Source organism: Photorhabdus caribbeanensis, assembly GCF_018448885.1.
GTDB lineage: Bacteria > Pseudomonadota > Gammaproteobacteria > Enterobacterales > Enterobacteriaceae > Photorhabdus > Photorhabdus caribbeanensis.
The window spans coordinates 79,848-98,870 of the sequence record NZ_RCWB01000010.1 but is presented as its reverse complement, the minus strand read 5'-3'; the positions used below and the strand labels follow the sequence as shown (position 1 = coordinate 98,870).

19 protein-coding genes are annotated in these 19,023 nt (G+C 42.5%); 12 read left to right on the top strand and 7 right to left on the bottom strand.

Features of this window, described 5'->3' with window-relative positions:
* Window positions 1-105: 105 nt before the first annotated feature.
* From EAE90_RS09210 to EAE90_RS09200, 3 genes are all read left to right on the top strand, one after another.
* The gene (locus EAE90_RS09210; RefSeq protein ID WP_214053247.1) at window positions 106-1,161 is read left to right on the top strand and encodes an alkene reductase; all 1,056 of its coding nucleotides are present in this window, start codon (window positions 106-108) and stop codon (window positions 1,159-1,161) included.
* Between the two features lie 181 nt (window positions 1,162-1,342).
* Window positions 1,343-1,744 (top strand): nuclear transport factor 2 family protein, encoded by a 402-nt coding sequence (locus EAE90_RS09205; protein ID WP_214053246.1) that lies wholly within the window; start codon window positions 1,343-1,345, stop codon window positions 1,742-1,744.
* Between the two features lie 205 nt (window positions 1,745-1,949).
* Window positions 1,950-2,414, top strand: coding sequence for an Rrf2 family transcriptional regulator (locus EAE90_RS09200; protein WP_214053245.1), 465 nt, complete (start codon window positions 1,950-1,952; stop codon window positions 2,412-2,414).
* A gap of 58 nt (window positions 2,415-2,472) precedes the next feature.
* Here EAE90_RS09200 and EAE90_RS09195 read toward each other — a convergent pair whose 3' ends face one another.
* Window positions 2,473-3,513: a LacI family DNA-binding transcriptional regulator gene (locus EAE90_RS09195; protein WP_214053244.1), complete on the bottom strand. Its 1,041-nt coding sequence runs from the start codon at window positions 3,511-3,513 to the stop codon at window positions 2,473-2,475.
* Between the two features lie 245 nt (window positions 3,514-3,758).
* Here EAE90_RS09195 and EAE90_RS09190 point away from each other — a divergent pair, with 245 nt between their 5' ends.
* From EAE90_RS09190 to ulaA, 3 genes are read left to right on the top strand one after another with little or no spacing between them, the layout of a single operon-like run.
* A complete protein-coding gene (locus EAE90_RS09190; protein ID WP_214053277.1) occupies window positions 3,759-4,202 on the top strand; it encodes a PTS sugar transporter subunit IIA in 444 nt (147 codons plus the stop codon).
* A gap of 29 nt (window positions 4,203-4,231) precedes the next feature.
* On the top strand, window positions 4,232-4,519 hold the full coding sequence (locus tag EAE90_RS09185) for a PTS sugar transporter subunit IIB (RefSeq protein WP_214053243.1): 288 nt from the start codon (window positions 4,232-4,234) through the stop codon (window positions 4,517-4,519).
* Between the two features lie 13 nt (window positions 4,520-4,532).
* Window positions 4,533-5,789, top strand: coding sequence for a PTS ascorbate transporter subunit IIC (gene ulaA, locus EAE90_RS09180; protein ID WP_214053242.1), 1,257 nt, complete (start codon window positions 4,533-4,535; stop codon window positions 5,787-5,789).
* Window positions 5,790-6,107: 318 nt separating this feature from the next.
* Here ulaA and EAE90_RS09175 read toward each other — a convergent pair whose 3' ends face one another.
* From EAE90_RS09175 to EAE90_RS09150, 6 genes are all read right to left on the bottom strand, one after another.
* Window positions 6,108-6,803, bottom strand: a complete 696-nt coding sequence (locus EAE90_RS09175; RefSeq protein WP_214053241.1) for a helix-turn-helix transcriptional regulator — start codon at window positions 6,801-6,803, stop codon at window positions 6,108-6,110.
* Between the two features lie 55 nt (window positions 6,804-6,858).
* Entirely contained in the window at window positions 6,859-7,530 is a 672-nt protein-coding gene (locus tag EAE90_RS09170; protein ID WP_214053240.1) for a helix-turn-helix transcriptional regulator, read from the bottom strand.
* Window positions 7,531-7,550: 20 nt separating this feature from the next.
* Window positions 7,551-8,024, bottom strand: coding sequence for a hypothetical protein (locus EAE90_RS09165; RefSeq protein WP_214053239.1), 474 nt, complete (start codon window positions 8,022-8,024; stop codon window positions 7,551-7,553).
* A gap of 311 nt (window positions 8,025-8,335) precedes the next feature.
* Entirely contained in the window at window positions 8,336-9,112 is a 777-nt protein-coding gene (locus EAE90_RS09160) for a MurR/RpiR family transcriptional regulator (protein WP_214053238.1), read from the bottom strand.
* 277 nt (window positions 9,113-9,389) lie between these two features.
* Window positions 9,390-10,748 carry a 6-phospho-alpha-glucosidase gene (locus EAE90_RS09155; RefSeq protein WP_214053237.1) on the bottom strand — a complete coding sequence of 453 codons (1,359 nt, stop codon included), beginning with the start codon at window positions 10,746-10,748 and terminating at the stop codon, window positions 9,390-9,392.
* Window positions 10,749-10,761: 13 nt separating this feature from the next.
* The gene (locus EAE90_RS09150) at window positions 10,762-12,303 is read right to left on the bottom strand and encodes a PTS transporter subunit EIIC (RefSeq protein ID WP_214053236.1); all 1,542 of its coding nucleotides are present in this window, start codon (window positions 12,301-12,303) and stop codon (window positions 10,762-10,764) included.
* Window positions 12,304-12,864: 561 nt separating this feature from the next.
* Here EAE90_RS09150 and EAE90_RS09145 point away from each other — a divergent pair.
* From EAE90_RS09145 to EAE90_RS09120, 6 genes are all read left to right on the top strand, one after another.
* Window positions 12,865-13,125 (top strand): hypothetical protein, encoded by a 261-nt coding sequence (locus EAE90_RS09145; protein WP_214053235.1) that lies wholly within the window; start codon window positions 12,865-12,867, stop codon window positions 13,123-13,125.
* A complete protein-coding gene (locus EAE90_RS09140) occupies window positions 13,125-13,745 on the top strand; it encodes a tyrosine-type DNA invertase (protein ID WP_214053234.1) in 621 nt (206 codons plus the stop codon). Before EAE90_RS09145 ends, EAE90_RS09140 begins: the two co-directional genes overlap by 1 nt.
* A gap of 874 nt (window positions 13,746-14,619) precedes the next feature.
* On the top strand, window positions 14,620-15,747 hold the full coding sequence (gene fruB / locus EAE90_RS09135) for a fused PTS fructose transporter subunit IIA/HPr protein (protein WP_214053233.1): 1,128 nt from the start codon (window positions 14,620-14,622) through the stop codon (window positions 15,745-15,747).
* A gap of 74 nt (window positions 15,748-15,821) precedes the next feature.
* A complete protein-coding gene (fruA, locus tag EAE90_RS09130) occupies window positions 15,822-17,504 on the top strand; it encodes a PTS fructose transporter subunit IIBC (RefSeq protein WP_214053276.1) in 1,683 nt (560 codons plus the stop codon).
* Window positions 17,505-17,656: 152 nt separating this feature from the next.
* Complete coding sequence (gene yhfZ, locus EAE90_RS09125; protein ID WP_214053232.1) at window positions 17,657-18,562, top strand: GntR family transcriptional regulator YhfZ; 906 nt, start codon at window positions 17,657-17,659, stop codon at window positions 18,560-18,562.
* Window positions 18,563-18,588: 26 nt separating this feature from the next.
* Window positions 18,589-18,948 (top strand): PRD domain-containing protein, encoded by a 360-nt coding sequence (locus tag EAE90_RS09120; protein WP_214053231.1) that lies wholly within the window; start codon window positions 18,589-18,591, stop codon window positions 18,946-18,948.
* The last annotated feature ends 75 nt before the right edge of the window (window positions 18,949-19,023 follow it).

Here is a 19,023-nt window from a genome sequence, read left to right as displayed (position 1 = left end):
TCACACTCCCTAAATTAACGCTGTTTGTTTCTGGTATGACCTGGCTATGCACCTATTGATGATTTGCAACGAAGTGCATTTATTAATCTATATGAGAGAAAAGATATGCCTACACTTTTTGACCCAATTCGCATTGGTGATCTCGACTTGCCAAATCGCATCATTATGGCTCCTTTGACACGTAACCGTGCAGAAGGAGAGGGACGTGTCCCTAATGCGCTGATGGCGGAATACTATGCTCAGCGCGCTTCTGCTGGTTTGATTATCAGTGAAGCGACCTCAGTAACTCCGCAGGGAGTTGGCTACGAGAATACGCCGGGTATTTGGTCAGATGAACAAGTTGCTGGTTGGCGGTTGATCACGGATGCCGTGCATGCTGCTGGTGGGCGTATTTTTATACAGCTTTGGCATGTGGGGCGGATATCGGACCCTATTTTCCTTAATGGAGAACGGCCTGTGGCGCCAAGTGCAATTGCGGCTGATGGTCATGTCAGCTTATTACGCCCAAAACGTCCTTTCGTGGTTCCGCGGGAGCTTGAGTCTGAGGAAATTTCCTGCATTGTCGAAGCATTCAGACGCGGAGCGGAAAATGCGAAAATGGCAGGGTTTGACGGAGTGGAAATACATGGCGCCAATGGATATTTGCTCGATCAGTTCTTGCAAGATAATGCTAATCTGCGCACAGATAAGTACGGAGGTTCAGTCGAAAATCGGGCTCGATTACTGCTGGAAGTGACAGACGCTTGTATTTCAGTTTGGGGATCATCACGTGTCGGCATGCATTTATCCCCACGTGGTGGATATTACTCTATGGCGGACTCTAATCCTGTGGCGACGTTTGGATATGTAGCACGTGAACTCGGTAGACGTGGTATTGCTTTTATCTTCTCGCGTGATGCTGTCGTTGATGGTGACTTAAGTAAGGTGATAAAAGAGGCTTTTGGATCAACTTATATTGCTAACGAGGAACTTACTAAAGAAAGTGCCGAGCAAGTTCTTGCTGATGGCCGGGCTGATGCAGTGGCTTTTGGTCAATTATTCATCGCCAACCCAGATTTACCTCACCGGTTTTTAGTTAAAGCGCCATTTAATGAACAACAACCGGAAACTTTTATGGTTCCTGGTGCTATCGGCTATACTGATTATCCAGCGCTTACCTAGGTAAGGGGATATCTTACCCGCAATGGATAGCCTAACATGAAAGATGTTCGAATTGTTTTCCGGAGATGTTAATTTAAAGCGCCAATGGCGTTTTTTGGTTGAACGTCCCAAGATATCCGACCGGCTCATTTTATAAGAGCCGGTCATATTTCATTGCAGGATAGTTTGAAGGAGAATGATAATGTCAGATTCATTAAATGTATCTATTGTTCGCCGTTTTTATGACTCTATGGCGGATATTGATGTTCTTCGCCAGATCATGGCAAGTGATGTTATTTGGGATATTACCGAAGGTTCCCGATATGGCGGGATTTATGAAGGAATAGAAGATATATTAAATAATTTCTTTGTGCCATTTTTAAATGATATTGATGATTTTGTTGTGGACAGTTCTGAATATTTTGAATCAGATGATCATGTCATTGTTCTGGGTAATTATTTGGGGCGAGTGAAGAGTGGTAAGCGGTTCATTTCTCGTTTCGTTCATATATGGACAGTGCGGGATGGACGGTTAGTTAAATTACAACAAACTGCTGATACGCTTCAGATTGAGCGTGCTCATGCAGATTATTCCATTAGGTAGCATCGGTTGCCATGCTTGTAATATTAACTAAGCCGAACAATAGCATACGGCGGCAAAACGGAAGGAGTAGGAATGTTAATCAGACAAGTTAACATTCTGAATTTCATTTCTTGTTATGTGACGAAATTAGTGACATACTACGCGGCCTTTTTGCTCATATTTTGCTATTCTTCCGTCACATCCTTAAGGTATACAGGATCTTCCAGTGCCAACATCTACCCGTTTTGCCGTTGCTATCCATATTCTCACCGATATCGCGCTTCACCACGGACAAGCCGTGCGTTCTGAAGATATTGCAAAAAGCGTGAATACTAACCCGACTGTTGTTCGCCGGCTCTTAGGCGCCCTTGCGGAGGCTGGTCTGACTTATTCGCAAATGGGACAGGGTGGGGGAGCGTTACTCGCCCGGCCGTCGAAGCAAATCTCATTGTTGGACATTTATCGCGCAGTTGAAGATCCGCTGTACTTTACCTTGCACCGTTCTAAACCTAATCCCAAGTGTTATATTGGACACAATATCACCCCAGTATTGGAAGATGAATTCTCGCGTGTCACCTGTGTACTAGAAACCGCTTTGGCCGAAACGACAGTGGCTGACATAGTAAATAAAGTTGAGGATTGCGCGGGTTTTCCTTTCACGCCGCCTGACCTAAGTCAACAGGTAAAATAGTTATCACGGTTACAGGCTTTAACCACAATTGATGTCTTATTATGGCGTTATCATTTTGTTAAGCACTTTGCCTGGGCTCGAACTTATACGAAAATAGGTGATATTGTTTGTTTTGATGTTTTGCTTCATCTTTACCTTGTTGATTGAGTAATTTTATCAGTAACTTTCCGGTGTCCCTACCTATTTGGGGATAATCAATGCGAATTGATGTCAGTGTTGGTTGTGTGTGGTCACAGTTATCTGAACCTTCCAGACAAGCAATAGCCAAATCCGCAGGTATTTTAAGTAGACGCCGCTGACATTCAAATATGACACCTAGGGCAATCACTTCATGGCTGCAAATTACACCTTCCAGTTCAGGTTGACGTAATAACATCTCAGTAACTGCCTGTCGACCAAATTGCATGCTGGCAGTTTCCGAAGTAGTGATATTTTGGTCAGCATTCTGATAGTGATGCAGCATGGCTTTATGCCAGCCATTAATTTGCTGATTGCGTAAACGGTTGTCCATTTGGGCGCCAATATAACCGATATGCTTGCGGCCATTATTTAACATATGTTTAGTCAACGTATAGGCGGCTGCGGAAAAATCGGTTGCTATATTAATTGCCGTCTGCTGTTGATGAGAGCCTGCAACATTAATAATTGGAATATTGATATGAGAAATATTGCTGTAGGTTTTATCTGCCAGTTGCGAACTGAAAATTACCAGTGCTGCTGCATTGCTTTGCAGTAGTGTCATGATAATTTCGGCTTCTTTATTATGGTCATATTCATGACATCCAAGTAAAACTTGAAAGGCATGTTTATTCAGCACTTGTTGCAATGACTGTATAAATGTAGCGCTGGCTTTATCTGTCAGTGAGGGCACAAGCACCGCGATAATATTACTTTGACCTGAAGCAAGTACGCCGGCAGCGCCATTTGGGATATATCCCAATTCCTGTATGGCTTGTTCAATTTTTTCTCGTAATTTATCCGATACCATTTCTGGTGTTCTCAATGCGCGTGAAACTGTCATTGAACCGACACCGGCATACTTAGCAACATCTTGTAATGTTACTCGCCCTGTATTACGGCGTTTTCGTGTCTTTTTCATCAAAATATTTTTCTGTTTTTTTAATTAACGGCTATGAATTTGACGATGGGATTCTACCTGATCTCAGGCAATTCGTGGGAAAAAACCATGAATGTACTTTCGCTTTTTGGTGAATTAATCCGATCACAAATGATAGCGCTATCACAATAATGAATTACGATCATAGATAGCGCTATCATTTGTGACTAATATCACTAGCAGAGGACAGAAGGCAGGGGGAGTGAGATTTTTATCAGGGGAAATTGATGCTAAAGACGTTACTTACCCAAGATGTGATCCAAGTGATCTCAGATGTTGAAAATTGGCGCGAAGCGATCGCGGTTGCTTGTCTGCCTTTGGTGGAAAATGGCGCTATTTCTTCTCGCTATATTGATGCTATTTATCGTTCGCATGAGGCAATTGGCCCCTATTATGTTGTCGGTCCGGGAATTGCTATGCCACATGCCAGACCGGAAGAAGGGGTCAACAAATTAGCTTTAGCATTAACCGTGATTAGCAAAGGAGTGGAGTTTGGATCTGAAGAAAATGATCCGATCAAGTTGTTGATGGTCTTAGCAGCAACTGACAGCCATAGTCATATTGAGGTGATCGCCCAGCTTGCGGAGCTGTTTGATAATCAACAAGATGTCGCATTGCTGATGAGCGCCAAAAGTAAAGAAGAGATTCTCGCCGTGATTAACCAGTATTAAATCGTTGTTTTTTGCTATGGGGAAACAGTATGAAAATCACCGTCGTTTGCGGACATGGGCTAGGTACCAGTTTGATGATGGAAATGAGTATCAAAAGTATTCTGAGAGAGATGGGAATCGATGCCAGTGTTGATCACGTCGATCTGGGGTCGGCAAAAGCAACTCAAAGCGACATTTTTGTCGGTACTAAAGATATTACGGAACAGCTAGTTGTTCAGGCAGTCGATGGCAAAATTGTTGCGCTGGACAATATGGTGGATAAATCGGCAATGAAAGTGCGTCTGTCCGCGGCATTAGCAGAACTTGGCGCACTGTAACCGGGAGGACGTCATGGAATTTTTCCATTTTCTGATGAGGGATGTCCTGTCAGAACCTGCGATTTTGGTTGGTTTTATTGCGCTTATTGGTTTGATCGTGCAAAAGAAACCGGTGACTGAATGTATCAAAGGCACCCTAAAAACCATTATGGGGTTTGTGATCTTGGGGGCGGGAGCGGGATTAGTTGTCTCTTCATTGGCCGGTTTTGCTGAAATTTTCCAACACGCTTTTGGTATCCAGGGGGTAGTGCCAAATAACGAAGCGATTGTTTCTATTGCGCAAAAAAGTTTTGGTAAAGAAATGGCAATGATCATGTTCTTTGCTATGGTAATCAATATCTTGATCGCACGTTTTACCCCGTGGAAATTTATCTTTCTGACTGGGCACCACACATTGTTTATGTCCATGATGGTCGCGGTGATTCTGGCGACAGCAGGGATCAAAGGCACGATGCTGGTGGCTATTGGTTCTGTGGTTGTCGGTGTTGCTATGGTTTTTTTCCCGGCGATTGCTCATCCGTATATGAAAAAAGTAACAGGCTCTGACGACGTTGCCATTGGGCATTTTTCCACGCTTTCTTATGTTCTATCTGGTTTTATTGGCAGCAAATTGGGAAATAAAGCGTACTCAACAGAAGAAATGAATGTCCCTAAAAGTTTGCTGTTTCTGCGTGATACACCGGTTGCCATCTCTTTTACGATGGCGATTATTTTCATGATCAGTTGCTTATTTGCTGGTGGTGATTTTGTGAGAGAAGTCAGTGGTGGGAAAAATGGATTGATGTTCTCGCTAATGCAATCTATTACCTTTGCCGCTGGTGTATACATTATTCTGCAAGGTGTGAGGATGGTCATTGCAGAGATCGTTCCTGCGTTTAAAGGAATTTCTGACAAATTGGTACCAAATGCTAAACCCGCGTTAGATTGTCCGGTTGTCTTCCCTTACGCGCCTAATGCAGTATTGGTAGGGTTTTTGAGCAGTTTTGTGGCCGGTGTTATCGGTATGTTTATACTGTATGCACTCGGTATGACGGTCATTATTCCCGGTGTTGTGCCACACTTCTTTGTTGGTGCCGCGGCTGGAGTTTTTGGTAATGCGACAGGGGGGCGTAGAGGCGCTATTCTCGGGGCTTTTGCTCAGGGCTTTCTGATCACCTTCTTACCCGTATTCCTGTTACCCGTTTTGGGGGATATTGGCATTGCCAACACGACATTCAGTGATGCTGATTTTGGCGCATTGGGCATTCTGTTAGGGATTATTGTTCGTTGATTGTGGAGTATCTGGATCTTGGCATCGAAACAGGGTCATAAGCACCCTGTCTCTTGCCAAAATGTTGATGTAAACCATTTGACCATGATAAGGCATCGATCAATGCTCATGAGAATCTCTTGGTTCCATCGTTTTTTATATAAAGTCTTCAACAGAAATAAGAAAGTAAATTTTCAAAAAAATGATTATTTAGTCACGTTTTTAGCCCTTTATTTTAGTTTGTCAAATTGTTGTCCATATATCAGTTAGGGGAATTTAAGCAAAATTCAGGTTAATTAAACAGGTCAGAGAGAAATATGTATCAATGAAATCGATTACTTATAGCAAAATATGGCCTATGGATTGAAGGTATTTGGGGGGAATATAAAGATCATAATTATTCTCTTTGCAAAGTGTTCTTAGTTCAATTGCTGAATTAACTGATAGTTTCTCATAGATACTTTCGAAATATTTTTCCACAGTGCGATATGAAATTTTCATTTCGTCAGCGATATGTCTATTGCTAACGCCACGGCAGAATAAAAAAATGATTATCCATTCTTTCTCTTTTAATAGATTGTTAGGTTGCTGGAATCGGATTGATATAGGAATATTGTTCTCCATATAGTGAGATACGGTAAAATTATGTATTTCTCTGGCATGAGCAATGATGCCAATACACTGTTTATTTTCATCCATTAATGGATATTTATCACAGAAATAGGATGTAGCTTGCTCATTTTTGGTATGAGGGAAAGTGCTAAGGGATGATATTCGTTGCATACCCTGCAATACCTTATGATCGTGTTCCTCAAAAAGATGAGCAAATTGCTTAACGGGTGAAGGCAATTCTTTATCGGTATACCCAATAATATCAAAATTTTCAGGTAGCTTATTAGCCTTAATGAACATTTTATTTGCATAAATAAATCGGAACTCCTTATCTTTTACAAACCACGGTTCTGAGCTTTTATCCCACATATTAGTTAATTGAGGAGTAATAAAAGGGACTTTTTTACATCCTGATTGACTCATATTTGACCTTTATAACATTATTACCTTATAAAAAATTTGAATAAATAGACGATATTTATAAGTAAGACAATAAGAACCTTTTTGGCGCATAGAGATCAAAACTGTTTAGTCGGCAATATTCCTCCAATTGTGAGTCTGAGTTAACGTTCAATTTATTATAAATCTTTCTTATATATTCCTCTATGGTTTTATCTGAGATTTTGAGTAATTGACAGATTTGTGTCCTACTATGTTTTTGCAGAAAAAGAAAAACAATTTCCCATTCTTGTTCAGTAAGAAGATGGGTTGGCGATTGAAATATAATAGAAGCTGGCAGTTTATTGTGAAATAGCTGAGTCGGTGAATTATTCTGAACTTTCCAGGCATGGAAAAGAATACCGATGCATTCACCTTTATCATCATAGAGTGGAAATTTTTCCTGTAAATAAGATGATAAAACTTTATCACGGCCAAATACATGTGTCTGTAATGATAAAATACTTTCTTTATTTTTTATTACCTGTAAATCATGTGTAATAAAATTTTTGGCAAATTTATTGCCCTGCCAGGGAATGTCACTATCGTATTTACCTTCATAATCATAGTTGGCATTTATATTTTGGAGTTCAATTAATGCATCATTACCATAGAGAAAGCAGGAAGATTTATCTTTTATTCCCCACGGTTCATTGCTTACTTCCAAGGTATTGATTATTTGTAGCGAAGTAGTCGAGTTTTTTCTAGTCATATTCATGTAATAATTTTGATTTAGGAAAACATCATGCTTTCTTGTGGCAAAAATTTTTCTAGTGCGTTGAGCTCAAGGTCGTCGAGACAACGATATCCCTCTAGTTTTTGGATAGTGTATTTTTGTAAAAATAGGGAAATAATAGCATGCTTAACTTGAGTAAAAAGTGCATATGGTGTTTGGCACATAACGGATGCTAGTAATTTTCCATAAAACAGACAGGTTAGAGAAAAAACTTTTGCTTTATTTACATGAAAGAGCGTACCAATACCGTGCTGTGAATCTTTATCTTCTGTAATAGGTGTAGGTAATTCACTTGCTGAAAGTTCGTTAATGTCAGAGTCTTTAGATAAGTTGAGTTGTTGACAAAAAAACGGATTGGCATAGATAGATTTTGGCTGGCAATATTTAGCTTCCCAAAGATTATAGTTTTTTTTCCAAGGGTAAACTAATTGCGGAGTGATATTATTTTGTTTGTTTTTTATATTTAACATGACAACTCCTTAATGAGTATTTAAATCATTATCTGAAGAGTTTTTCTATTGATTTCGTTTAAAATAACCTGATTATATAACAGATTGCAATAATTAATTCGTATAAAAATAAAATTTATCAAATTTTACCTAAATCTGTTAATCAAACAGTTTATTATTTTATGTAAAAATACCTTTATGTGAGAAAATATAAACATCATTATTATTTAGTGCTAAAATTATTTAATCGTTTTATGCCGGTTTGATTTAATAGTTAATGCCTCTTTCTCTGTTTCTTAGCTGTCAAAATCGTATCGTTTGTGTTCAGTGGATTAAGATGTTGCCTGTAATAATAATAAATCAATGAGCATGATCAGATTAGACTCGAATGAAGTGATTTCGTTGATTTCCGCATCGAAATAAATTGCTTCGTCATACAGGGCAAAGTGCACATCAGCCAGTGAAGCCAATGGATTAGCAGATGAGCGGGTGAATGCAATGACTGTCATGCCAATATTATGAGCAATGCGTACTTTATCCAACACTTGTTCTGTCTGACCGCTGCGAGAGATAGCAATAAAAACTTCATATTTCATTGCATTACTTAGGAAGATCTTACGGCTATCCCCTGGGCCGGATCTAAAAGCTGTTTTCCCTAGCACTTGCAATTTCTGTGTCAAATAATTGACAAATAGCCGGGAAAAACCGGCGCCATAGAGAAAAAAGTTTTCTTTCTCACGTAACAGAGTGCTAAAATAAGACATTTTCTCTGGTGTGACTAAAGCAAAAGTTTTACGATAATTAGTCACGAAGTGTTCAAATGTATCAGGAATGATCTCATTATGTTGGGATTGAGCATTCTCGAAAATAGACGTTCCACTGGATAGCAATTGTTTGCAATACCAAATAAATTCACTATAACCACTGAACCCTAGTTTCTGGCATAAACGCATAATAGTGGCGGGAGAGATGAACGTGGCTTTTGCCAGTTCACGTACCGTAATCTGCCCAATCAACAATGGATGTGCGGTCAAATGGGATAACACGCGGTATTCCGCGCGAGTTATTCTTTCGCTGCGCTGTAATAGAGGTGCTAACCGATTATCCATTATTTATCCAGTGATAACAGGCAGGTAAACTGCCATATCCATATAATAAGTGTTTTTGATCTTGCTGATTCTTATAGCATCAATAACTTAAAAATTGATTTTGCCGATCAATTAAAGGTAATAGAGAGGCTTATCAAATATCTCCGCTATTGTTTGGTAATCGAATTGTGGTGAATTTTCTTAATCTCCTCAAGATAGTGATTGCCGGACAGTGAGCCGGCTCGCATAAAAATCTTCTTTTTTCTGCAAGAAAGGCAGATTATAGGTTAAATATAAGTTAAATTGCTTCACCGTGGTGCCAAGCTTGGTTAAGTGTAGGCCAATAACCTTGGTTAGCTTCGATCATTTCATCCAGAATCGCTTTAGCTTGTTGCATGGTAGGCACAGTACGATTCAGAGTGAATGCTTGCAGCACTTTCTCATAGCTACCTTCTAATGCCGCTTCCACTAACAACTGTTCTGAAGCCAGTTGTTGCGCTAGCAGCGCTTGATGAAACTGTGGCACGTTCCCTATACGTACCGGCTCAGGGCCTTGAGCGGTAATGTAAGCGGGTATTTCCACCATTGCATCATAAGGTAAGTTAGCGATAGCGCCTCTGTTCTCGGTAATTACCAGATGGCGCTGACGCAAATCAAAAGCCAGTGAACATGCCACATCAACAATAAAAACGCCGTGTACCCCGACATGGAAAGCGTCGGGTAAAATGCCTGTGCGTTTAAACTCTGCCGCTGCTTTAAACAACTTCTTTTCGCGACCGTCCACCACTTCATTGGCTCGGGTATAGTCAGGATTTTGGTGCTCAACAATGTGGTTTGGCATCAGATAGTATTGTAAATAGGGATTAGGCACATAATCAGGAAAATTGTCCATGATCGGCTTGATATTACGCCAGGTTTTAACCCATGACGGATCAGCATGTTGCGGGTCTGTCTGTGCTGCATCCGCAGTTAGTAGACCATGCTGAGCGATATGACGACGCAATTCAGGTAAATGATCTTTTCCGTTCACCCATACCTTGGTAAACCAGCCGAAATGGTTCAGGCCAAAATAATCGACGGTAATATCGTGGCGATCCACACCTAAAATCGCTGCCATATTACGCATAGCGGCCACTGGCATATCACAAATATTGAGTACTCTTGCTTGTGGGCGTAGACGGCGTATTCCTTCAGCAACGATAGAGGCAGGGTTAGAGTAATTTACGATCCAAGCGTTGTCTGCATAGCGCTCCACCAAATCGATCAATTTCACCATTGGCATGATAGTGCGTAGACCGTAAGCCAATCCGCCAAGGCCACAGGTTTCCTGACCAATTACGCTGTGGCGTAAGGGGATCTTTTCATCCTGTTCTCGCATTTTGTACTGACCAACGCGTATTTGGGCAAAGACAAAGTGGGCGCCACTAAAGGCTGCTTTGGCCTCGTTTGTTACGACAAAGCGAATCGTCTGGCTATGCTCACGTATCACTTTTTCCACTACCGGCGCAATGGTGTCTTGCCGGTGAGTATCGATGTCGTATAAACGAATTTCCGCTAGTGGGAAGTCGTTTAGCCGTACCATCAGGCTTTTTACGATACCTGGCGTATAGGTACTACCGCCGCCGGCGATAGTTAAAATGAAAGGGGCGTTAGCCATATTTATGCTCCTGTTAAAGTGCTTCTTCTACGGCTTCACGCATCTTTTTGACGTGCAGACCGTAAATTACCTGAACATTATTTCCCTGACAGATGACACCTTTTGCGCCAGTCGATTTAAGCCTGTTTTCGTTAATGAGTGTGGTGTCATGTACCGTTATGCGCAGTCGGGTGTAGCAGTTGTCGATAGTGACAATATTCGCTGTACCGCCTAACCCGCAGATGATTTGTTGCCCCGGTTTGTCATCATTGGCAACTTGATACGGTTCCTTGCTATAGAGACGTGTTTCCTGATCGTCATTCTCTCGTCCAGGGGTTTTCAGGTCGTAATGTAAAATGAGGAAACGGAATGTGAAGAAATAAATCACTGACATGATTAGCCCTACGGCGATATATATTGGCCAGTTAGATTTTTCGGTGCCGAGCGGTAGGTTGTACAGTATGAAGTCGATTATGCCATTCGCGCCGATAGCATGTACGCCGAGTAGATAGAACAGCATAAAACCTAAACCGGTTAACACGGCATGAACGCCAAATAGTAGCGGAGCAACAAACAGGAAAGAAAATTCAAGTGGTTCGGTTACGCCTAACAAAAAAGTGGTCATAGCGGCAGGGATGAGAACAGCTTTTGCCGTACTTTTCTTTTCTGGGCGGGCAGTGACGTACATTGCCAGTGCGGCGGCAGTCAGGCCAAACATTTTGCTGATCCCTCGTGCATCCCATACCACACTGTTACTGAGTTGATGTACAGTCGGGCAGGCCATTTCAGCGAAATAGATATTGCGTGCTCCTTGATGTACAGTGCCGCATACCTCTGCAATGCCCCCTAATTCAGTATATAAAAAGGGCGTATAAACCAGATGATGTAAGCCTAAGGGGATCAGGATGCGTTCCAGAAAGCCGTATATGGCGACGCCAAATGGTCCAGACTCATGAATACCGTGAGCAAGGGCGCTGATGCCTCGTTGTGCATAGGGCCAAATATCGCTCATTAAGTAACCCGATATAACGGCCAGAGGGATCATCAGAATGGCGACAAAACAGTGCCCGGAATAAATTGCCATCACACCATTAAACTGTTTTGATGAATATCGGTTATAGCAATAACCAGCCAATGCGCCGATCAGTATCCCGGCAAAAGCGCCCATTTCCAACACTTGTACACCCAGCACCATGCCTTGGCCAACATTGCGCATTTGCGTTTCTGTCGCCAATTTTCCCTGTAATGCTAAAGTGATGTGCATGGCGTTGATAAAAATGACGAAAGTGACCAGACCGATCAATGCGGCATAACCTTTATTGCGTTTTGCCAGCCCGATAGGGATTCCAACGGCAAAAATCAACGCCAGATTGCTCAATATTGAAATAGCAGATTGGGAGATCAATTTCCCAGATTGCTGAATTAACCAATGGCTTAAAAATGGAAGATATTCTGCAAGGTTGCCGTTTCCCAATACATTGCCAAAAGCAATAAATAGCCCGACGATAGGGAGAATTAACACCGGGCCATACAAAGATTTGCCAAGGTCTTGCAACGCATTAATGATCCTTTTCATTAAACTTCTGTTCCTTGCTATAAAATATATAAAACTAAAGATACAGATTAAGAATAATAGTTCAGCAAGATAAAATGACACTTATCTGATTGTTTTAAATAACAAATAACTGAAAAAGTAACATGTAACTTTTAAACGTGTGAGTACACTCGCAAATCAATTTTTGTTGCAAAGGATTGGCGTAATAGGGCAATAATGAGTCATAATGTTTGGGGTTTGGGGAGTAAATTGCATCACAGTGGTGACATAGCTAAAATCTGGTGATAATTTGAAAAGCTGAATGTTGTATCTAGCTGTATATCAGCTCACTCTGCATAGATTCGTTTACTGGTGTTAACAGTTTGTTAGATTTGCTGCCTGCCGAGTCTCTCCGGCAAGATAGAGAGATTGAATGTTTATCGGAAGCCGACAAAACATTGCTGCATCAACATCCTTCCTTAGTGATTTGAGCCAGAAATTAATCGACTGACGCGTCCTTTTGTTGAAATGGTTATTAAATTTATTGCAGCGATTTTGTTGGTAATTCTAGCCAAAAAGCCTTGTTTGGTGGGAGTCGGTTAATTGAATCACTATTTTTCTTTTGGCCGGGTGATGGTAAGAATAGGGGGGATTACCGGAGAACAGACATTGAATATCTATCCGTTACGCAGCTTGAACATAGATCAAGTACAGAAACAGAGGTTTCATACAGTCATCTGCCGCCATTCCGGCGCAGGTTTATTTATTATGGGGGATTTAGGGTTGGTTCTGGGTCTCAATCAGTTACAGATAACGCAGTGTGTTACATGCGTTAAAATAAAGAATATTTGGGATAGACCATAATGGGTCAACGAAGACATCTAACGCAATACGAAGTGGAAAGAATACTGGAAGTGGCGAAAAAGAGTCCTAATGGGGCGCGCGACTATTGTCTGGTATACATGAGCTTTGTTCATGGCTTACGTGTTAGTGAAGCCAGGTATCTACGGATATCTGATCTGGATTTGGATGATGGCAGTTTGTATATTCGGCGTTTAAAAGGCGGATTTTCTACTATTCATCCTCTTTTGGGTTATGAAATCCAGGCGATCAAAGAGTGGCTAAAAGTCCGTAAAACTTTCCGAGGGGCAGAAAGTGATTGGTTGTTTCTGTCACGTAGCGGAAACCCACTGACTCGCCAGCGCGTTTATCAACTTATTAACCAATTTGGACGATTGGCTAAGATTTCCATAGATTCGCATCCGCACATGTTGCGCCATGCCTGTGGTTTTGCGCTTGCGGATAGAGGGATAGATACTCGGTTGATACAAGATTATCTTGGGCACAGTAATATTCGCCATACGGTGCGATATACCGCCAGTAATGCGGAGCGTTTCCACGGTGTTTGGGGTGTAAAAAGGAATCGGCAACGAGAATTACACTTTGATTATGTCCCACAGGAAAATGCTTGTTCAACTGAATAAGCGATTCTGATGTATGCGCCTGTTAAGGCGCATACATAAAAAACCGTCTTAAGCAAAGTGACTTTCAATATTTTCATACGGATAGTGCCTTACCATCGCTGTAGGTTCTGTAGGCTAGCCTCCTTTTTTCTTGTTGTTGACTGACAGACAATGACTTTATTAATGCTGGTCCATTTCCAGAAAATAGAGATTACGGTAGTAAATAACGTTTGGAATAAACGTGCATTTTTTTCCTTAAGGTGTTTATGAACATTTTTTCATATTTATCATGGTCAGTTATCCTGATGAATTACTTTGTATATCTGTAATTGATATCTCGGGGATCAGTTTCAATGTGCTCATCAGGATATTCAACCCATTCGTTTTCTACATTAGTAATGGTGATTTTAGGTATCTTGGTTTCATCTAACTTAGGCTTTAAAGATAACTTTCCATTCCGCTCCCGGAGTTAATTTCAATCGGAAGAAACGCGGACCTACTTCACCGCGTAAAAATAAGCATTTCGGAAATCCTTCAACTATTTTCCAGAATAGGGTAAATAACCGGTCTAAAATCTAGGGTATTCAATACCGCAGTTTCACTGAGACTTATTTGGGGTGCATCATTGATAAATGCGGTCGGAGGGTTGGTGAATGGCAAAATTATTGGTTTACCAAATCTTTTGGGGGCGGTGGGCAAAAAATGATGGCAGGAAAAATGTGAGTAGTCTCAAAAAATTGCGATTTTATTTCACATAAGTATTGAATGAAAATTAGTCATGTTTCACACTCGTTGAAACGTTTCAGTTTTTTATCTCTTTTTCTTTTTATTGGACTTAATGCTTTTTTCTCTGCGTAAACTGAAACGATTCTATTTTGGTAATAGGGAGAAAATTATGTTCCAGTTGGCTCTGCAAAATATCCATACTGACGCAATTGCAACCAGTAAAGAGGATGCTATTCGTCAGGTAGCGGCTATGCTAGCCGCTAATGGTAATGTCAGTGATGCCTATGTTGACGGCATGTTGCAACGTGAAAAGCAAATTTCCACCTACCTTGGCAACGGTATCGCTATTCCACATGGCACGCTAGATACTCGCGATCTGGTCATGAAAACCGATGTACAAGTATTTCACTTTTCACAGGGTATTGAATGGGATCAAGGGGCGATGTGTTATGTGGTTATTGGTATCGCTGCACGTTCCGATGAGCATTTGGCACTACTGCGTCAGTTAACACACCTACTGAGTGATGATCGTATCGCCGAGCAGTTAAAAACTGTTAATTCAGCGCAGGCACTGCATCGCTTGCTAATGGGTGAAGTTCAGCAAGCTGAGTTTAAATTCGATACCAGCCTGATTACGCTAGATGTTAATGCCCGCGATTTGATGACGCTACAGGCATTAAATGCCGGGCGGTTACAGCAAGTGGGGGCGGTGGATACGACCTTTGTCAGCAAAGTGATTAACAGTAAGCCATTGGATCTTGGGCAGGGCATTTGGCTAAGTGATAGTCCCGACGGCAATTTAACCAGCGCTGTGGCAGTGAGCCGATTGTTCACGCGGGACAACGAACCGGTGGTGATGTTATTGACCGTTGCGGTTGCTGACGACCAGCCATTAAACGTGTTGCATCACCTGGGTAACTTGTTATTAGCACAAAAAGCGGAATGTTTGCTGAAAGCTGATGCATCGACAGTGCTGGCATTACTGACCAGTGATGTACAGACGCAGAGCATGATATCCAGTGGAGAATTTGTCCTGTGCAACGAACATGGCTTACATACTCGCCCTGGCGCTGTGTTAGTTAATGTTATCCGGCAATTTTCCAGTGAAGTTACCATCATCAATCTTGATGGTGCTGGTCAACCGGTAAACGGCCGTAGTCTGATGAAAATCATGGCGTTGGGCGCTAAAAAAGGGCACCGGCTGCATGTTACTGCTAATGGCGATGATGCTCAACAGGCGATAGCTGCCATTGGTGAAGCGATTGTTTCCGGTTTGGGGGAGGGGCCGTGTAAATAGAAATCTCCAATTGACTGTGATAATGGCGCGCGTCGATCTACAACCCTAATTTAGCTAACAGCAGGAGAAGCATGATGAAAACACTGCTTATCATTGATCCCTCACTCGGACTTGCCGGAAGTTATCTGGTGAAAACAATTCTCAGTGCCGCTGCGGTGGAAAACGGACTGATACTAACAGAAGATCCAGCGGAAGCCGATTTGGTGGTCGTGACCGGCAGTCACATCCCCACCGATAACGCACTGAATGGTAAGCTTGTTTATCTCGGCGACACGGAACAGGCGTTGCATGCGCCGAAAAATTTCTTTCAGCAAGCAAAAGCTGACGCGAAGCCGTATCAGATACCGGCAACTGACAGCCGTGATGATATAAAACGCATTGTCGCGGTTACTGCTTGTCCTACTGGTGTGGCACACACCTTTATGGCCGCTGAAGCTATCGAAACCGAAGCCAAAAAGCGCGGCTGGTGGGTAAAGGTGGAAACTCGCGGTTCGGTAGGTGCGGGCAATGTTATTACGCCGGAAGAGGTGGCAAAAGCGGATCTGGTGCTGATTGTTGCAGATATTGACGTAGATTTGGCGAAATTTGCAGGAAAACCTATGTACCGTACCTCCACCGGGCTGGCATTGAAGAAAACAGCGCAAGAATTTGATAAAGCGCTGGTCGAAGCTAAACCTTTCCAGCCGGCAGGGCAGAATATGCAGAATAACAGTACTAAAAGCGGACAAGGAGAAGAGAATGGCGGCATCTATCGTCACCTGTTGACCGGCGTCTCTTATATGTTGCCGATGGTAGTGGCGGGTGGTCTGTGTATCGCACTGTCATTTGCTTTTGGTATCACTGCATTTAAAGAGCCGGGTACATTGGCAGCCGCGTTGATGCAAATCGGCGGTGGTTCAGCTTTTGTGCTGATGGTCCCTGTATTGGCAGGTTACATTGCTTTCTCGATCGCTGATCGTCCAGGTCTGACGCCTGGTTTGATTGGCGGTATGTTGGCAACTAGCACGAATGCGGGATTTATTGGCGGTATTATTGCGGGTTTCCTCGCCGGTTACGTAGCGAAGTTACTCAGCACCAAAGTGAAATTGCCGCAGAGTATGGCAGCGTTGAAACCGATTTTGATCATTCCGCTATTTGCTAGCCTGATCACTGGATTGATTATGATTTACGTTATTGGTAAACCAGCCGCCGGTATCATGGCGGGGCTAACGCACTGGCTTTCTAATATGGGAACAACCAACGCGCTCCTGCTAGGGGCCATTTTGGGTGGGATGATGTGTGCTGATATGGGGGGAGCGATAAACAAAGCAGCCTATGCGTTTGGTGTCGGTTTGCTTAGTTCGCAAACCTATGCGCCAATGGCTGCCATTATGGCTGCGGGGATGGTTCCACCGTTGGCAATGGGGGTGGCGACTCTGATTGCCCGGCAGAAGTTCGATAACGTTCAGCGGGAAAGTGGTAGAGCCGCGTTGGTGTTGGGCCTATGTTTTATTTCCGAAGGCGCGATTCCTTTTGCTGTCCGCGATCCGATGCGTGTGCTCCCATGTTGTATCGTTGGTGGTGCAGTGACGGGAGCGATCTCTATGGCAGTGAGTGCGCAATTGATGACACCACACGGTGGCCTGTTTGTGCTGTTGATCCCAGGAGCTATCACACCAGTATTGGGTTATTTAATGTCGATTATTGTCGGCACCCTATTGGCAGGATTTATTTATGCATTACTTAAGCGTCCAGAAGCGACCCCGACTAAAGTATAAAGACAGAAATTATTAGTTATCAAACTAAACTAATTGAAATTAAAGGAAATTATCTCTTTATTCGTGACCTCATTCGCATTTTTGCTATTTTCCGATTGTTATTTGCCTGCTTAAATTAGATATAAATACATTCAAAAAAATGAAGAATTATTATGGGTCGTGGGCTGTTAAAAAAAGAGGGGGTTGCTCAGGCGTGTCTGGCGCGTTATCTGCTAGGTGAGCATTGTGGTAATCGGTTGAAGACGATTGAAGAGCTGTCATCTGACTATGGGTTATCTGTTGGGCTAGTTCAGTTTGCATTAAAAAAATTGGAGAGTTCTGGCGCGGTTTACGTAGAACGGCGGGGGCGCAACGGCAGTTATCTGGTCAGTGTGGATCACAAAGCGCTGTTAGCCCATGCTGACATTAGTAACGTGGTTTGTGCAATGCCGCTGCCTTATACCCTATTGTATGAAGGATTGGCGAGCGGCTTGAAAGCGCAATTTGAGGGCATTCCGTTTTATTTCGCCCATATGAGAGGTTCAGATGCCAGGATGGAATGCTTGCGTAACGGCATTTATGACTTGGCGGTAGTATCACATTTGGCGGCGCAGACTTATCTGGAGCAGGGTGATGTCCGCGCTGTACTTGGATTGGGGCCACATACCTATGTTGGCGCACACCAACTGATTTATCGCAAAGGAGGTGAACATAATATTCGTCGTGTTGGGTTGGATCATCGTTCTGCCGATCAGAAGATCATGACTGAGGTGTACTTTGCTGGGCAGGATATCACGTTGGTGGATATCTCTTACCACGAGAGCCTGCATAAGGTGGCGAAAGGTGACATTGATGCGGTGATCTGGAACGTTAGCAGAGAAATTGAACTGAGTTCCAGGGAGCTTATTGCAGTACCGCTCCGTGGAAGTGCATGTTTTATCCAAGCTTCTGAGGCAGTAGTTTTAACCAGAACTGATGACATTCTGATTCAGCAACTTGTACGTACTATGGTGAATAAAACAGAGTTGTTAGCCCATCAACAACGTGTACTGGCAGGCCAGCAGGACCCAAGTTATTAATTTGGCATGGGGGGGAGGTTCACGACATGGAAAATCGACTGAATCTACTCTGTCAGGGAAATGTCATTGATCAGGATATCTATGATGGCATGTTACAGGTTGTGGCGCAGCTTGAAAATGATTGGGAAATTCCAGTCAGGAATGCGCTAGGGGAAATGGTAATAACACATATGGCTAATGCGTTGATGCGCTCACGCCGGGGAGAACAAATCAGTTCAATGGATATTGAGCTGTTGATGGAAATACGTCAATCAAGTGTTTTTTCTCATTTGCAAGCGGTTAACGCTTCGTTGTTGGCACATTTTGACGTGCAATTACATCCCTGTGAGGAGGGGTACCTGTTGGCAAATTTGCTTAACCTTTGGTCGGCGAAGAAGCAGTGGTAAACCACCACAGAGATGAGGAAAATTTTTTTTTCCATCAAATATTCAAAAAAATGATGATTTAACATCTAGGTTTTA

Coding starts and splice junctions, on each gene's coding strand:
- EAE90_RS09210 (WP_214053247.1), top strand. CDS start 106: ATGCCTACACTTTTTGACCCAATTCGCATTGGTGATCTCGACTTGCCA.
- EAE90_RS09205 (WP_214053246.1), top strand. CDS start 1,343: ATGTCAGATTCATTAAATGTATCTATTGTTCGCCGTTTTTATGACTCT.
- EAE90_RS09195 (WP_214053244.1), bottom strand. CDS start 3,513: ATGAAAAAGACACGAAAACGCCGTAATACAGGGCGAGTAACATTACAA.
- EAE90_RS09190 (WP_214053277.1), top strand. CDS start 3,759: ATGCTAAAGACGTTACTTACCCAAGATGTGATCCAAGTGATCTCAGAT.
- EAE90_RS09185 (WP_214053243.1), top strand. CDS start 4,232: ATGAAAATCACCGTCGTTTGCGGACATGGGCTAGGTACCAGTTTGATG.
- ulaA (WP_214053242.1), top strand. CDS start 4,533: ATGGAATTTTTCCATTTTCTGATGAGGGATGTCCTGTCAGAACCTGCG.
- EAE90_RS09175 (WP_214053241.1), bottom strand. CDS start 6,803: ATGAGTCAATCAGGATGTAAAAAAGTCCCTTTTATTACTCCTCAATTA.
- EAE90_RS09170 (WP_214053240.1), bottom strand. CDS start 7,530: ATGACTAGAAAAAACTCGACTACTTCGCTACAAATAATCAATACCTTG.
- EAE90_RS09165 (WP_214053239.1), bottom strand. CDS start 8,024: ATGTTAAATATAAAAAACAAACAAAATAATATCACTCCGCAATTAGTT.
- EAE90_RS09160 (WP_214053238.1), bottom strand. CDS start 9,112: ATGGATAATCGGTTAGCACCTCTATTACAGCGCAGCGAAAGAATAACT.
- EAE90_RS09155 (WP_214053237.1), bottom strand. CDS start 10,748: ATGGCTAACGCCCCTTTCATTTTAACTATCGCCGGCGGCGGTAGTACC.
- EAE90_RS09150 (WP_214053236.1), bottom strand. CDS start 12,303: ATGAAAAGGATCATTAATGCGTTGCAAGACCTTGGCAAATCTTTGTAT.
- EAE90_RS09140 (WP_214053234.1), top strand. CDS start 13,125: ATGGGTCAACGAAGACATCTAACGCAATACGAAGTGGAAAGAATACTG.
- fruB (WP_214053233.1), top strand. CDS start 14,620: ATGTTCCAGTTGGCTCTGCAAAATATCCATACTGACGCAATTGCAACC.
- fruA (WP_214053276.1), top strand. CDS start 15,822: ATGAAAACACTGCTTATCATTGATCCCTCACTCGGACTTGCCGGAAGT.
- yhfZ (WP_214053232.1), top strand. CDS start 17,657: ATGGGTCGTGGGCTGTTAAAAAAAGAGGGGGTTGCTCAGGCGTGTCTG.
- EAE90_RS09120 (WP_214053231.1), top strand. CDS start 18,589: ATGGAAAATCGACTGAATCTACTCTGTCAGGGAAATGTCATTGATCAG.